Origin of the sequence: Xenorhabdus griffiniae, assembly GCF_001028135.1 — a bacterium.
Classification (GTDB): Bacteria; Pseudomonadota; Gammaproteobacteria; order Enterobacterales; family Enterobacteriaceae; genus Xenorhabdus; species Xenorhabdus bakwenae.
Window position 1 is genome coordinate 1 of the sequence record NZ_LDNM01000072.1, and the last position, 16459, is coordinate 16459.

Consider the following 16459-nt stretch of genomic DNA (forward strand, 5'->3'; position numbering starts at 1 on the left):
AATAAAGAGAGAATACGCCTTTGTTATAATTAACACTTGAGATGGTTTGTACAAATTTTTCAGACATAGCATTATCCATTAAATAAATATTAATTTAATGTTAAGATTGCATTAAATTAAAATGATTAAATCATAAATAAAACCATAGTGTATATGGGTTCATTTATGATTAAACCTGATAACTCCAACTTATCGGAGTAAGCTAAAGTCATTTATATTTCCCTTATTGTTCAAGCGTTATTATCTTGAAAGAGCTATCATTTTTAAATAACTCTCATTTTTAAATAACTCTCATTTTTAAATAACTATCCAAAATACAAAATAGCCAGTAAAGTATACCATCAGGCTTTAATGTCAGATTCGGATAAAGATATCTCTATTTATTGGCTAAGATCAACATATAAATAGTAAATTATCTGTTTATACCCTATATTTTGTCCCAATGATTCACATTCACAGGCTTTTGATAACAGATAATATTACTTAATGGATTTGTTAAAATTCTTCAACAAAGATAACATTTCACTGGTTTTCAGGTTATCCCTTTATATCGAAAGTGTAATTTTTTATTTAAAACAGATTTGACTTAATGAATGAAATAGAAAAAACAATAATATCATTAATTAAATTAATAATAATGATATCTAATAGGGATCATGCAATCATAGCAACTAAAAACGTAAATGATGGTGATGATTATATTTCCACTCTGAATAAGATCCAAAAAGAATGTAATATTAAAATCAAAAATAAATACTCTATAAATAATCAGTTAGGTGCCATATCTCTGCCGGCCATTTTATTTAGCCATGATGGGCAACCTTTCATTCTGGCAAAATATGATGAGCAACGGGTATTAATCCAAAAACCTTATCAGGAAACACCGGAGATATTAGGTAAAGAAGAATTTATCAATCTATGGAGCGGCAAGTGGATAAAAATAAAACAAAAAAGCAATCAATTTAATATCCGCTGGTTTATTCCTGAATTTGTCAGACAAAAAAAGAACCTGAAGGAGATTCTCCTGTTCTCCTTCATTCTACAAATCCTGGCACTTATCTCTCCTCTGGTGGTGCAAGTTGTCATGGACAAAGTGCTTGTGCATCAGGCATTTTCCACATTAGATGTACTGATTTTTGGGCTGGTAACGGCGGGCCTGGTTGAAATCATTCTGCGGGGATTGCGGGAATACCAGTATGCCCACACCGCCAACCGGATTGATATCAAACTGGGGTTGAAGCTGGTTAACCACCTGTTTGGCCTGCCATTGCTGTTTTTTAAATCCCGCCAGGTAGGTGCAATTGTGACACGAGTGCGGGAGCTGGAAACGATCCGCGAGTTTTTAACCGGCTCCATGTTCACCTTGTGTATCGACGTTTTGTTCATGTTCGTCTTTATTTATGTCATGAGCCTGCTGTCCGGTACGCTGACCTTGCTCTTCCTGCTTACTCTACCTTGCTATGCCCTGCTGGCCTGGTGGGTGACACCAAAAATTGAAAAGGCAGTGGAAAAACAGTTCACCCATGCCGCCATGAATACCTCTTTCCTGACCGAAACCGTGGCCGGTGCCGAGACGCTGAAAAGCCTCGCCGCTGAACCCCGCTTTATCCGCCGCTGGGACAGCCAGACGGAAAAGATGGTCAGCACCAGTTATGAGGTACAGCAGTGGGATAATCGTTCCGGTCATCTGGTGATGATGTTACAAAAAGTCACCAGTGCCGTCATTATCTGGCTGGGTGCGTCGGAAGTGCTTTCCCTGCATATGACCATTGGTCAACTGATCGCCTTTAATATGATGGTCAGCCACACCCAGCAACCCCTGGCTAAGCTGGTGCAACTCTGGGGGCAATTTATCCGTTCACGCATTGCCATTGAGAAGCTGGGAGATATGCTGAACCTGCCAACCGAGCAGCAATCAGGCAATGAACAGGTTACGTTACACGGGGCAATTTCATTCTCGGATATTGTCTTTCGCTATCAACCCGATCTCCCCCCCACCATTAACCATTTCACGCTGGCTATCCGGGCGGGGGAAACCGTCGGCGTTGTTGGCACCTCGGGTTCAGGGAAAAGCACCCTGGCACGTTTGCTGTTGCGGCTTTATACCCCGGAAAGTGGGGCTATCACGCTGGATGGCATTCCCTTGCAAAACGTCAATATTGAATCCCTCAGGCAGCAGATCGGCATCGTTTTGCAGGAAAACTTTCTATTTAATAAAACGGTGTATGAGAATTTGTCCCAATCCTGCCCTGATGCCCCGTTATCTGCGGTCATCGAAGCGGCAACGCTGGCTGGGGCACACGATTTTATCCTCAGATTGCCGATGGGATATGACACCGTGATCGCGGAAGGTGGGCAATCGCTATCAGGCGGCCAGCGACAACGTTTGGCGATTGCCAGAACCCTGTTGTCAGAACCCAAAATCCTGATCCTTGATGAAGCCACCAGTGCGCTGGATGATGAATCACAAGCCATTATTCAATCTAATATGGCTAAAATTGCCCAAGGCAGAACGGTCATCACCATCGCCCACCGGCTTTCCACGGTACGCCAATGTGACCGGATCATCGTATTACACCAGGGCCAAATCATCGAACAGGGTAGCCATGAACAGCTTCTGCAACAAGGCAAACACTATCGGAAACTTTGGCAGTTACAACAAGAACTAAAACAGGAAATACAACAGGAGGAGCCGGCCTATGTTTAAGGCTATCTTGCGCAAAGGGATCAAGCGGTTACGTCCTGCCAAAGCGCATTATGATTTTTTACCAACTCACCTGGCGTTGTCACAACGTCCACCTTCGCCGTTCGCCCGTTATACGGCCATCACCTTAAGCATTAGCGTTCTGGTCGCCCTGTTATGGGCTTGTCTGGGGAAACTGGATGTGCAGGCAACCGCAACCGGCCGTTTGATCGCGTCGGGTCGTTCCCAAATCATTCAGGCTTACGAACAGAGCCGCCTGATGGCCATTCATGTCAAAAATGGTCAACACATTGAGAAGGATACGCCACTGCTGACGCTCAATACGCTCGGGGTCAATCAGGATATTGCCCGTTTGAGCGAGAATCTCGACTATCTGATGGAAGAGGAAATCCATTACCAGGCACTGCTTGAAAGACAAGCCCCTGAACTTCTGCCGCTTTTCCAGCAGCAATCCGCCGATAAACAGGAAAGCATTCTAGCGCATTACGCTCACGAAAAGCAGGAATTTGAATCCATTATTTCCACTATCCACGCGGAAATGGCAGAGAACCAGACTTCCCAACAAGCACGAAACAGCGATATACGCTCATTAACCAACCTGCGCACCAATATCAACCAGCGCTTGCAGGCCAGAAAAACATTGAGCCAAAAGCAGGTCATCAGCAAGGTGGAATATCTGGAACAAGAAAAGGAACTTCTGGAAACAGACAGGCTGATCGCTCAACAAAAATCGGAACTCGATATTCTGATGTCCAAGTATAAAAGTCTGGAACAACGTTTACAGGGCACCAAAATAACCAAAGAGCGGGAATGGTTTGAGAAAAGAAAACAGGCAGAGATACAGCGGGCATTAACACAACAAGAAATGTCGAAAATGCAGGAACGGGAAGATCTTGAAGTGGTGCGCTCTCCCGTCACTGGCACAGTTCAACAATTAACTGTCCATACTCTCGGCGCTGTCCTGCAACCTGCGCAGAATTTGATGGTGATTGTTCCTGATGAACATGTACAACTCGCTGAGATCCAGATCTTAAATAAAGATGTCGGTTTTGTCCGGCCCGGTCAACCTGTCACAGTCAAAGTCGATGCTTTCCCCTATACCCGCTATGGCACGATTGAAGGAGAATTACTGAGTATTTCGCGGGACTCCACCACCGATGAACAGCTAGGTCTGGTTTTTCCTGCACAAATCAGCCTCAAACAGAACAATATTATGGTCGATGGGAAACCTGTCGAAATCACGGCAGGGATGTCCATCGTTGCGGAAATCAAAACCGATCAGCGAAGCGTGATTGATTATCTGCTCAGTCCCATTCAGGAATATCAATCTGAAGCGTTAAGGGAAAAATAATCATGTCTGACACTTTTTCCTTCACCTGTAGCTCAGATACAGACCCAAAATCCGGCAACCCAATCGGTGCAAATAGCAATATCAATGCAAACAATTATGCGCTGGATTGTATCGCCCATTTGGGGAAACAGTTTCACAAAGTGGCTTCTGTCGGGCAATTACACCTTATTCTGGGGGTAGACTCGCTAGCACTGACCGATCCGCAGCTACGTGAAGCAGCAGATGCCATTGGGCTACACAGCAAGTTTGAACGCCTGACACCGGATACCGCCGCCACATTACCTTTACCTGCATTGGTTGAACTGGAGCAGCGCTGGTGGGTATTGTCAGAAATTCATCCTGACACATTTACGCTGTTCGATCCTGTCACCGAAAAATATGGAGTGCATGCATTATTGCACGATGAACAAACGAGTGGCAGCCAATCTAACGAATACAAGGTGCTACTGGTGGCGGATAAATCCCTGACCAGGCAACAGGTTAAATTTGGACTAAGCTGGTTTTATCCCTCTATTTTCAGGCAGAAAAACCAGTTACGGGATATTTTCCTGTATGCCATTGTATTGCAACTTTTTGCCCTGGCTGCTCCCTTGTTATTTGAAAATGTCATTGACAAGGTGTTGGTTGGGCGGAGTATTTCCAGCCTGCATGTGCTGGGTATGGCGATGCTGGCACTGGCACTGGCAGAACCCCTGTATGGGTTCCTGCGCAATACCGTGTTTGGGCATACGGCCAGCCAAATCAATGCTGAACTCTCCGGCAAGCTATATCGTCATCTTGTAGGATTACCCTTACCCTATTTCAAACAACGGCAAACAGGGCAAATCATCGCCAGAGTTAGAGAAATGGCGCAGATCCGTCAATTTTTGACCGGTTCTACCCTTATGCTGTTGCTTGACCTGATTTTCATCATTCTGTTTCTGGGCGTGATGTTTCATTACTCTTCCCAGCTGACATGCCTTGTCATCAGTTCGCTGGTGCTCTATTTCTTGCTCTGGATCGTCGTCGGTCCCATTATTCGGCGCAAGGTAGAAAAAGAGTATGAAGCCGATGCCAATGCCACCAGCTTCCTGACAGAAGCAGTCACGGGGATTGAAACCATCAAAACGACTGCCACTGAAAAGCGCTTTTTGCACCAATGGCAAAAAGTACTGAGCCAGCAGTTAATCCAGCGCTTTACCGCCCAAAAAAGCGGGCTGGCAGCGGGACAAGGGATTGAGCTGATCCAAAAAGTGGTTGCCGCCCTGCTTCTGTGGTGGGGAGTCCGGGGTGTACTTGATGGAGATTTGTCCCCGGGTGAATTAATTGCTTTTAATATGCTGGCGGGGCACGTTACCCAACCCATCCTGAGACTGGCGCAAGTCTGGCAAGACTTCCAACATACCCTGATCGCTCTGCGGCGAGTGGGGGATATTCTTGATGAGCCAATGGAAAGCAGTAGACAAGGGCTGGCATCAGCACCCGAACTGGCAGGCCAGATTGAATTTCGCAATATCCGCTTCCGTTACCATGCAGATACGCCGGAGGTGCTGGCAAATTTGTCACTGGAAATTAAAGCCGGAGAATTTATTGGTATTACAGGGCCATCAGGTTCCGGCAAAAGTACATTGACCCGCTTGTTGCAGCGCTTATATGTGCCACAACACGGTCAGGTTTTGGTGGATGGCATGGATTTAGCCGTTGCCGACCCGGTATCATTGCGCCGTAATATGAGTGTGGTGTTGCAGGAGAGTATTCTGTTTTCCGGCAGCATTGCGGATAATATCCGCCTGTGCAAGCCCAATGCCAGTGATGAAGAAGTTTATCGGGCAGCAGCCTTAGCGGGCGCGGTTGATTTCATTAATGCGTTTCCCCATAAATTTGCGCATCCGGTTGGTGAAAAAGGGGGGAATCTTTCTGGTGGACAACGGCAGCGTATCGCCTTAGCAAGGGCGTTACTGAGTGATCCCAAGATCTTAATCCTCGATGAAGCCACTTCCGCGCTGGATTATGAATCCGAAGCGGCCATCATGAGCAATATGGCTGAGATATGCCGCAACCGAACGGTGATCAGCATTGCTCACCGACTAAATACTCTCCGCCATGCCGATAAGATTTTCGTTTTAGATTTGGGAAACATCGCTGAATCAGGTTCACATGATGCTCTGGTGCAGCAAAATGGCTTATATGCACAACTTTGGTATCAACAAACGAAGTGATGACTGAAAAAGAAATGTATTGAAAATAGGAGACTTGTTTCGCTTGAGAATGCCTTTCATCATGAAGCAAGTCTCTCTCACCACTCGACTAAGAACAGTCACCCGATATCATTCGGGTCAGGGATATCATCGATCCTAAATGTAAATGTCGTTTGAGCCATTCCAACAATCTCTCTCATCAACTAGTAGCGACACGCGTCCAGCTAAGGTATTATTGCCCGCTATATTATTGGTACACGCCCATTATCAATTGAATTTATGGCAAAAGAACAAACTGATCGCACCACACTGGATTTGTTCGCAGATGAACGCAGGCCCGGGCGACCTAAAACAAATCCGCTGTCCAGGGATGAACAGCTTAGGATCAATAAACGCAACCAGTTGCGACGAGATAAAGTCAGAGGATTGCGTCGAGTGGAACTCAAACTTAATGAAGATGCCGTTGATGCACTAAACCATCTGGCAAAACAGCGCAACATTAGCCGCAGTGAATTGATTGAACAAATGTTATTAGCCCAACTGACAGAAAAAAATCACCTTGCCGATTAACGGCTTTTATTAAACACAATGAAGCGGTGTCACCACACAAATCTGACAGATTTGTCATGGATGTTTGGTCAGAATAACGCTTTTCATGTTACTGAAACTGACATTTTTCCAGCTGATTTCAGCGTGATGTGTATAGACTTAATACACAAATAAAACAAGAGGTTAACCCATTTTATGGCAATAATAGGTATATTCTTCGGCAGCGATACAGGCAACACAGAGAACATCGCCAAAATGATCCAAGAAAAATTGGGCGGTGCTGATGTTGCTGAAGTCCACGATATTGCCAAAAGCAGCAAAGAAGACATTGAAGCCCTCGATATCTTGCTGCTTGGCATCCCAACCTGGTATTACGGCGAAGCTCAGTGTGACTGGGATGATTTCTTCCCAACACTGGAAGAGATCAATTTCGAAGGAAAACTGGTTGCCTTGTTCGGCTGTGGTGATCAGGAAGATTATGCAGAATACTTCTGTGATGCTATGGGCACCATTCGTGATATTATTGAACCTCGTGGTGCCATTATTGTAGGCCACTGGTCAACCGAAGGATATCACTTTGAAGCCTCTAAGGGCATGGCCGATGATAACCACTTTATTGGCCTGGCCATTGATGAAGATCGTCAACCAGAATTGACGGATGAGCGCGTTGAAGCATGGGTACAACAGATCAAGACTGAAATGAGCCTGTCAGAGATCCTCGGCGTTTAATAAGAAGAGAAAAGCCCTTTCAGGCAGGATTATTCTTGCATAATGTGTCATGATATATGAATAGGCATGGTTTTCATTTTTAATATCCATGCCTATAATCAGCAACGTGAAACAGAATCATGATTCCCTCACGATACCCCCAAGTATCATAAGTTCACTTAACTCAAGTTACAGGATTGAATCCGCATGACCGACAACAATAAAGCATTGAAAAATGCTGGACTTAAAGTAACGCTTCCACGACTGAAAATTCTGGAAGTGTTACAGGACCCAGAATGCCATCATGTCAGTGCGGAAGATCTCTACAAAAAGCTGATTGATATCGGTGAAGAGATTGGCCTCGCCACTGTCTATCGCGTGTTGAACCAGTTTGATGACGCCGGCATTGTGACACGCCACAATTTTGAAGGCGGCAAATCGGTTTTTGAACTCACCCAGCAACATCATCATGACCACCTGATTTGTCTCGACTGCGGTAAGGTCATTGAATTTAGTGATGAATTCATTGAAGAGCGTCAGAAAAACATCGCTGAACGCTATGGAATTAAGCTCTCAAACCACAGTCTTTATTTATATGGTCACTGTGCTGATGGTGATTGCCGCAAAGATAGCTCGCTTCATGATGCAAAAGCATGATAAACAAGCGCTGACAATAAAGTCATTCGCTTCCGCTATTTATACATCTGAATAAGTTGTTTGTCTGAATAAGCAACCTGCCGATTAATTATCACGCTAATCGGCAGGTTGCTTTATCAATTTATTGCCCTCATACCTCAAAAAATCGTTAGAATTTAACTTCATCTATGCGGCTAAAACGGTTTCCATCAGTACTGACAGAACGAATTTTCACATTGCCGCTGACATGAGGCCGCTGTCTGTCATGATAAGCCTGCCATGTTTTTCCATTATCCAATGAGTATTGAATAACCACCCCCGGTAATGCGATATTCGCTTCCAGCGTTTCAGAAACAATTCTGCCGCCAGGTACAGGCAAACGATAGAAAATTTTCGCGCTATCCAGTTTAGCCAGTTCACGCTGCCCTACCAGATTGGCAAAGCGTTCCCAGTCTTGTTGCAGGAGAGCCGTATCAACATAATGCGTTATTCCGCCTTTATATTCCCTGCCCTGCTGATAATTCTGCTCCCACTCCGCCTGATGCCATGCCCGTTCCGCCAGCGACAGTAAGCGTGGATAGATCATATATTCCATTTGTTCATCGGTACGCACGGTTTCACTCCACGATTGCCCCGACATACCATAAGCCCCCGGCCAGCGTTTATTGCTATGGGTATTAAAGTCATTGCCATCACGATCCATCGAGGTTTCAGCATTTTGTGGCAGATTGTTCGGGGCAAAGCTGAAAATTTTCGCCTCATCATTAAAGCGGGTCGCCCAATAATAGCCTCGCTCTTTCGGATGGATTTCATATGGCATATCCAGATAGAGATAATCGGGGCTGGAAACCACAACTTGATAGCCCTTATTCGCCCAGTCACTGGCAGAATCATAACCTCCCCAATACAGGGTATCCCAGAAGTTCACCGCAACCTGTTTAGTGGCGAAATCTTTTGCCGATTTGGCATGTTTCAGGCCATCCTGCCATGCCTGCATGGTGTTGATACCACGGTTATTGACGATTTTGCTGACTTCAATGGCAAAATAGCTGGCAAGTTCATCAACCTCTTTAATGACACCTTGCGCTATCATTTTCTGACAAGCCTGAGATTTTGCCCACGGCTTGTTTTCAATTTTCCGGTTGATAATCCCCTTATCTGGCACAATCGGTCCATCTTTATCCTGATATCCAGCGCCTAAACGAATATTTTTCGCCTCATCCCCACCAAAATGCCATGTATTCAACGGCAGACCGACCTCGTTATGCATGGCAACAATTTCGCTAATCACTTTATCGACAAACCGCGTTGAAGAGTCCATGCACGGGTTAAGATAACTGTGGCGATCATAGAATTGCACGGAGGTTGTCTTCGAGGTATCTGTCGGATCAAGCAGACGATATTCATTGGCTTCCCGCTCTTTGCCCTGTGCCATAAGCTGCTTATAACGTGCTTCCATTGACATCACCGCGGCACGAGCATGGGCGGGCATATCAATTTCTGGGATAACTTCTATCTGGCGCGCTTTGGCATAGTTCAGAATATCAAGGTAATCCTGACGGCTAAAATAACCACTTCCCATATTGTTGCTGTCTGGCCCTGATCCTAATTGTGGTAATAAGCACCGGGTCTCACTCAAATCATGGCAACGTTGACTGCCGATTTCTGTCAATTCCGGTAAGCCCGGGATTTCCAAACGCCAGCCTTCATCATCACTCAAATGAAAATGGAACTTGTTCAGCTTATAGTGGGACATTTGATCAAGCAGACGCAGAACGGCTTCTTTACTATGAAAATTTCGTCCAACATCAAGGAACACGCCACGATATTCAAACCGTGGGGCATCCTTTGCCGTCAGTGTCGCAATCTTTGGCGTTCCATTGGCGGGAAGCAAGGAAAACAGTGATTGCAGGCCATAAAATACGCCAGACTGGTCAAATGCGACAATTTGTGTCCCTTTGGTGGTAATTTCCAGTGAATATGCGCCTTTTGCTCGCCAAGGTTTAGTCAATTGGTCTGCGTTGATTTGGGTCGCTATTTGATAACCGTTATCGGTTAAATGAATATCATGGGCGTTGAAACGTTCCCTGATCACGTCAACCGATTCACCGCTCAATCCACCCAACTCTAATTTCACGCCACGGGATAAATCCACATCCTGGGAATAAATGGAAAGTTCTTTCGGTGTCGGAATAATCTGCCCCCGCAGCTTATCTTCATTGATTGTTGCCACCTGCTGGTTGTTGGCAAAGCGGTTTTCTGGCGTCATCAGGATATTGTTATCCGTTGTGGTCCGTTTCCACTGTTCACCTTCCAGATCAGATAAAAATTGGCTGATGTTTTCAGTATCGGTATTAGCCAGTACTTTGGGCGCAGCATCACCGGAAGTCGCATACCAACGCGGCATAAAATCTGTACTGTAAATCTGCCAATATTCACCAATAATCGGTAGCACAACCTTTTCATTGGCTTTGATGCCCGTAAATTTTTTCGTCGGTTCCAGTTTATGTAAATCACCCGTAATAGGAGTGATTTTGTATTGATCATGGTCCAGTTTCAGTATTTGGCGAATACTGTGAAAATAGAGCGCCCAATCAGAAGCGTTGATTGCCTGATCACCATTGCTCAAGATGATGTTGACCCGATTACAGGCCGCCGAATCAGCGCCAAGAATGGCACAATCTGTACCATGTGAACCCGCCTGATTATCAATGACGTTGAAATTGACTTTTAACTGGCTCAGTAAATCCACGATCTGTTGTGATGACATTGAGTCCTGCGGCGACATTGCCGATGTCATTTCTGTATGGGCGCTGCCGATAAATCCAACTGCCGTGATGAAGGCTGCCAAGGTACGTAATTTAATGGGTTTCATAAATTACCTCGTCCGAACTTATTATTTTTTCGATGGGTAAATTCTGGGATAAATAATGTACAAGTTTGACCAGGCAATAACCCTATATAATATGTGACTATAAGGCAATTTTTAATCTTAGCGGAAGGAGTTAATTTTCATTACGCGGCTATTAAGTAAAAAAAGCGTGAAAATAATCACGCTTTTTTGTGTACGGAGTGAGGTTATTACTCTTGTGAGATTTTTGCCCAAGTATCACGCAGGCCAACTGTGCGGTTAAAAACCAGATGTTCAGCACTTGAGAGGCCGCTATCAGCACAGAAATAACCTTCACGCTCAAACTGATAGGTTATTTCCGGCAATGCATTTACCAACCCTGGTTCTACAAATCCCTTACGGATCACCAGAGATCCTGAATTGATCGTAGACAAGAAATCATCTTCTGCCCCTGGGTTCGCCACGCTGAACAGACGGTCATACAGATAGAATTCCGCTGGTACGCCGTGTGCAGCGCTTACCCAGTGAATGACGCCCTTAACTTTGCGTCCATCGGCGGGATCTTTATTCAGGGTTTGCTCGTCATACTGGCAATAAATCGTGGTGATATTGCTTTCTGCATCTTTCTCAACACGTTCTGCTTTAATCACATACGCATTGCGCAGGCGTACTTCTTTACCCAGAACCAAGCGCTTATATTGACGATTTGCTTCTTCGCGGAAATCTGCACGGTCAATGTACAGTTCACGGCTGAACGGCACTTCACGGCTGCCCATTTCTGGTTTATTCGGATGGTTAGGCATTGTCAGAATAACTTCACCTTCCGGCATGTTCTCAATCACCAGTTTCACCGGATCAAGCACCGCCATCGCACGTGGTGCATGTTCGTTCAGGTCGTCACGGATACAGGATTCTAAAGCTGCCATTTCAACGTTGTTATCCTGCTTAGTCACACCAATACGGCAGCAGAACTCACGGATAGAAGCCGCAGTATAACCACGACGACGTAATCCAGAGATAGTTGGCATACGTGGGTCATCCCAACCATCAACAATCTTTTCTGTCACCAACTGGTTAAGCTTACGCTTGGACATCACCGTATATTCCAGATTCAGGCGAGAAAACTCGTATTGGCGTGGATGGCAATCAATCGTAATGTTATCCAATACCCAATCGTACAAACGGCGGTTATCCTGGAATTCCAGTGTACAGATAGAATGGGTGATCCCTTCCAGCGCATCGGAAATGCAGTGTGTAAAATCGTACATCGGGTAGATGCACCATTTATTGCCTGACTGGTGATGCTCTGCGAATTTGATACGGTAGATGACCGGATCACGCATAACCATGAACGGGGAAGCCATATCAATTTTGGCACGCAAACATGCCTTGCTTTCGGCAAATTCACCAGCACGCATTTTTTCAAACAGGGCCAGGTTTTCTTCTACGCTGCGATCACGAGACGGGCTGTTTTTGCCCGGCTCTTTTAAAGTACCGCGATATTCGCGGATCTCTTCAGGACTCAGTTCATCGACATACGCCAGACCTTTATTGATTAATTCAATGGCGTATTGATACAGGATATCGAAATAGTCAGACGAGTAGCGAATATCCCCACTCCACTGGAATCCCAGCCACTGAACGTCAGCTTTAATCGATTCAACGTACTCAATATCTTCCTTGACGGGATTTGTATCGTCAAAACGGAGGTTGCATTGTCCCTGATAGTCTTGAGCGATGCCGAAATTCAGGCAGATCGATTTGGCATGGCCAATATGCAGATAACCATTAGGTTCAGGTGGGAAACGGGTATGTACGGATGTATGTTTACCTGTTGCCAGATCTTCGTCAATAATCTGACGAATAAAGTTTGTCGGGCGGGCATCTGCCTCACTCATCGTTTTTTCCTCAATGCAAAAAGCGCTTTAACATAACCTTCTATAATCTAATAAGCTGAACCGAGAAACAATACTTTGTTCGTGGGAAATGGCGGAATGGGTGAAGTTAAAGTGTAAAAGCGGGAAGCAACTGCGTCTTCCCGCTACAAAATCAACCAATTCGATGATTATTCAATACCGCAATTAATTGATCTGCACAATAAACAATATGTTTTTCATCCCAGCTAGGATGCAAATACAGGCTGATCGTTCTGGGTAATAAAGAACGTGCGGTTTCACACACCACATCGAGATAATTGACCGATTCCGGTGAAGTATATTCTGTCGAATGGAAAGGGAAATTCACTGAACCAAAGCCACGCAATTCTTTGAATACTTTTTCCCCATAAGCCTCTGGCCATTGGATCTTAAATGCAGGAACACCTATCTTTTTCAAGTCACTTAAAATGACCTCAGCCGTACAATCCAATTTGTGCAAATCAAACACTATCGGATATAACCAGTAAGCATTGCATCTATCTTCGGAATTCAACGGCAAACTACCGATCAAATCGATATTGGCGAATTTTTCATCGTAAATCTTGGCATATTGCTGACGATTTTTCATATTCCAATTATCGAATCGCTCCAATTCATTAATTCCAATGATCGATTGGATTTCAGTCATCCGATAGTTGTAACCAATGCGATTATGTACATGCCATGAAACTTCTTCCAAGGCGAGAAGATCAAATTTTCTTCTCACATCAAAGCCATGATCGCGATAGGCTCGGCATTCCCAACCAATTTCGGTATTATTGGTGACGACCATGCCCCCTTCTCCGCCCGTCGTAAAATGTTTTGACTGGCAGAAGCTAAAGGTTCCAAGATCACCCATTGTGCCAACCGATTTTCCTTTATATTTTCCACCTAAGCATTGAGCGCTATCCTCTATCACCTTAAGATTATGCTTACGGGCAATAGCCATAATCGGGTCCATATCGCATACCACCCCATAAAGGTGAACAACGATAATCGCTTTGGTGCGGGACGTAATCAGTGCCTCAATTTTGTTAGGATCAATCGTGTGTTCTTCTGTCGTATCACAAAAAATAGGAATAGCCCCACATTGTAAAACCGCAAAAGAGGTGGCAATAAAGGTGTAAGAAGGAACAATTACTTCATCGCCTGGGCCAATATTTAATGCACCCACTGCAATATTAACGGCGGAAGTACCTGAATTACAGGAAATCGCCATTTCTGCGCCAATCCAATCAGCAAATTTATTTTCAAACTCCATACCTTTCTTTCCGGTCCAATAATTAACCTGACCAGATAAAAGTGGCATTTGAATATCGTTAAGTGTTTTTTCTGCAAAGCAAGGCCATTGAGGGAAATTCATAATAATACTCCTTAATTTTTATAGTAAATAAATTTTCATTAAATCAATGTGTTCTTATTAAATTGGCATTTAACTGCATAATTAATGCACCAACAGATAATATATAAAACGCGACTTACAAATCAAAATCATACGCAATAAATCCGATTAAAGCAGGTCCAATCATAATTCCGAAATATCCACATGTTACAATAGAAGCAACTGCATGGCTGGGAAGCATTATTTTTGTGTGCCTGATAATGTTTAAATCAGAAAACACTGACTAAATACCCATTATAGTATTTTAGGATCATTGACAATCCAATAAATTTTAATGGAAAAAACACTTAAAATCATAACACTATAATTAGCCAATGTTTTCACCAAACTCCAATTCTCCCTTGTATCCTCCCAGGAAACAGGAATTTGATATAGTTTCTTAGAAAGCCTGTTTGCCAGGTAAATAATTTCAGCGTCGAATGCATATCCTTTGATTTTTTGCTTAGAAAATAATTCTTTTGCCAGATCTGACCTTATCATTTTGAATGGACATTGTGAATCAGAAACCTCACACTTTAATAAGGAATTAACCAATTTCAAAAATAATTTACTTGTTATTTTACGATACAAATTAGCCCTTGATTTATTTTTTGAGAATCTCTCTCCAATAACTAAATCAATATTAGATGTTTCAATGTTTTGGTATGCATTGAAAAAGTCATTCTCTTTTATTGGAAAATCAATGTCAGTGTAAAAGATATATTTCCCAATGGCCAGATCAACTCCCCGCCTAATGCTATACCCTTTACCATAATTACCACAATTGGAGATAACTATAACGTCAGAATACTGCTTCTTTATTTTAACAATATCGGGATCATGGAAGTTATTTTTATTTGAATCGTTGACAATGATAACTTGTACATTCAATATCTCTTGGAGCTTCCTGATACGCTGTATCGTTTTTTCAATAATGAAAAAATTTTCATTATACCTAGGCAAAACAATTGAAACATCAATATTATTCTCTACATGATGCATTTTATTCTCCATTATAACATCTTAGAGTTAATATGATTAAAGCCCCAGCAATAATTTACCTAATGTTGTTAAGTTAATATCAGATGTACTTTGCTGTTCTACTTTCTTAGTGGGGAAAGGCTTACCTGTTATAGAGGTAGTCGGTAATCCTTTCTGATAGGCCGAAATTCTCTCTGAAATTTGTTGTTCAGTAAGTTCAGTGCGTGGAAAACAACAAAAGTATTGAGCCAACCGAGGTTTATTAGAAAGATTGGGTTTATTTCCATGAGGTAATGCACCATGAAAAATAACATAATCACCCGCCTTTAATGGAATCGACTCAATTTTCATTCCTGTCGTATCTGGAAACCTGCTATTATATCCTTCAGGTTGTTTGGATAACCATTCATATATCACTTTATGAAACCCAGGGACACATTGGAACCCACCCGCGTTTCCATCATCATCCGTCAAACTTAATAAACCTTGTATTTTCCTTTCCAATGGCCGCGTTGAAACATCAATATCCCAATGAATAAATCCTTCATATTTCCAATCCTCATTAACGGGAGGATTCATGTTGACTCTATCAATGCTTACCAATAGATCTTTTGTCCCGAATATTTTTTCATAAACCGAATAAATTATTTGATTTTGCCGATTATCCCATAACGTTTGATGATGGTAAAAAGGAATTCGTCCCATTTCATCAATTCCTGAGCGAGAACGAATATTTTTATCATAAAAATCAATATGCTTATTTTCATCCATTTCAAGAAAATCAAATATAGCATCGACTGTTTTCTGTACCTGTTCTCTATCTATAGCTGACTCTATAACTATATAGCCATTATTATTCCAACTTTTTAAGTATTCGTTCATTTTTTCTTCAGAAAAGATTTTAGACATTTTATTTACCTTACTTAGTTTTTATATACGATATGTTACTATTTCATAAAATGATTTTATTTTTAGTTTATGTTTTATTAAACTCACTTTCGTATTTCAACTAAATATTATTTAGGCTTGCTACCCGTTATGCTCTAACTGTAATTATTACCATCAGACATAATTGGATAAGTTTAAAAACAAAAAACCAACAATAAACATACATGAATTTATCAAAAAAAATCGACTGAAACAAAGTAAAATTTCAATAAAAATAAAATTTAACCTAATTTAGATTAAGAACACCTTTTTAGCCT

The 16459-nt window shown here is 42.9% G+C and carries 11 protein-coding genes; 6 read left to right on the forward strand and 5 right to left on the reverse strand.

All coding sequences use genetic code 11. The annotated features are described in order from the left end of the window. The first annotated feature begins 637 nt into the window (after positions 1-637). From AAY47_RS14080 to fur, 6 genes are all read left to right on the forward strand, one after another. The gene (locus tag AAY47_RS14080; protein WP_047770779.1) at positions 638-2707 is read left to right on the forward strand and encodes a peptidase domain-containing ABC transporter; all 2070 of its coding nucleotides are present in this window, start codon (positions 638-640) and stop codon (positions 2705-2707) included. Beyond that, positions 2700-4055, forward strand: a complete 1356-nt coding sequence (locus AAY47_RS14085; RefSeq protein ID WP_047770780.1) for an HlyD family type I secretion periplasmic adaptor subunit — start codon at positions 2700-2702, stop codon at positions 4053-4055. Before AAY47_RS14080 ends, AAY47_RS14085 begins: the two co-directional genes overlap by 8 nt. 2 nt (positions 4056-4057) lie before the next feature. Beyond that, a complete protein-coding gene (locus AAY47_RS14090; protein ID WP_083446764.1) occupies positions 4058-6253 on the forward strand; it encodes a type I secretion system permease/ATPase in 2196 nt (731 codons plus the stop codon). 258 nt (positions 6254-6511) lie between these two features. After that, a complete protein-coding gene (gene ybfE / locus AAY47_RS14095; RefSeq protein ID WP_047770781.1) occupies positions 6512-6802 on the forward strand; it encodes a LexA regulated protein in 291 nt (96 codons plus the stop codon). Positions 6803-6976: 174 nt separating this feature from the next. Further along, positions 6977-7510 carry a flavodoxin FldA gene (gene fldA / locus AAY47_RS14100; protein ID WP_047770782.1) on the forward strand — a complete coding sequence of 178 codons (534 nt, stop codon included), beginning with the start codon at positions 6977-6979 and terminating at the stop codon, positions 7508-7510. Between the two features lie 186 nt (positions 7511-7696). After that, on the forward strand, positions 7697-8146 hold the full coding sequence (gene fur / locus AAY47_RS14105) for a ferric iron uptake transcriptional regulator (RefSeq protein WP_047770783.1): 450 nt from the start codon (positions 7697-7699) through the stop codon (positions 8144-8146). Between the two features lie 148 nt (positions 8147-8294). On the opposite strand, the gene AAY47_RS14110 is transcribed toward fur, so the two are convergent. From AAY47_RS14110 to AAY47_RS14130, 5 genes are all read right to left on the reverse strand, one after another. Next, positions 8295-11000 carry a beta-N-acetylhexosaminidase gene (locus AAY47_RS14110; RefSeq protein ID WP_047770784.1) on the reverse strand — a complete coding sequence of 902 codons (2706 nt, stop codon included), beginning with the start codon at positions 10998-11000 and terminating at the stop codon, positions 8295-8297. A 206-nt stretch (positions 11001-11206) separates the two neighbouring features. Beyond that, on the reverse strand, positions 11207-12874 hold the full coding sequence (glnS, locus tag AAY47_RS14115; RefSeq protein ID WP_047770785.1) for a glutamine--tRNA ligase: 1668 nt from the start codon (positions 12872-12874) through the stop codon (positions 11207-11209). A 151-nt stretch (positions 12875-13025) separates the two neighbouring features. Next, the gene (locus AAY47_RS14120; protein ID WP_047770786.1) at positions 13026-14255 is read right to left on the reverse strand and encodes a DegT/DnrJ/EryC1/StrS family aminotransferase; all 1230 of its coding nucleotides are present in this window, start codon (positions 14253-14255) and stop codon (positions 13026-13028) included. A gap of 273 nt (positions 14256-14528) precedes the next feature. After that, positions 14529-15275: a glycosyltransferase gene (locus AAY47_RS14125; RefSeq protein ID WP_047770787.1), complete on the reverse strand. Its 747-nt coding sequence runs from the start codon at positions 15273-15275 to the stop codon at positions 14529-14531. 36 nt (positions 15276-15311) lie between these two features. After that, positions 15312-16163 (reverse strand): phytanoyl-CoA dioxygenase family protein, encoded by an 852-nt coding sequence (locus AAY47_RS14130; RefSeq protein WP_047770788.1) that lies wholly within the window; start codon positions 16161-16163, stop codon positions 15312-15314. Positions 16164-16459 lie beyond the last annotated feature (296 nt).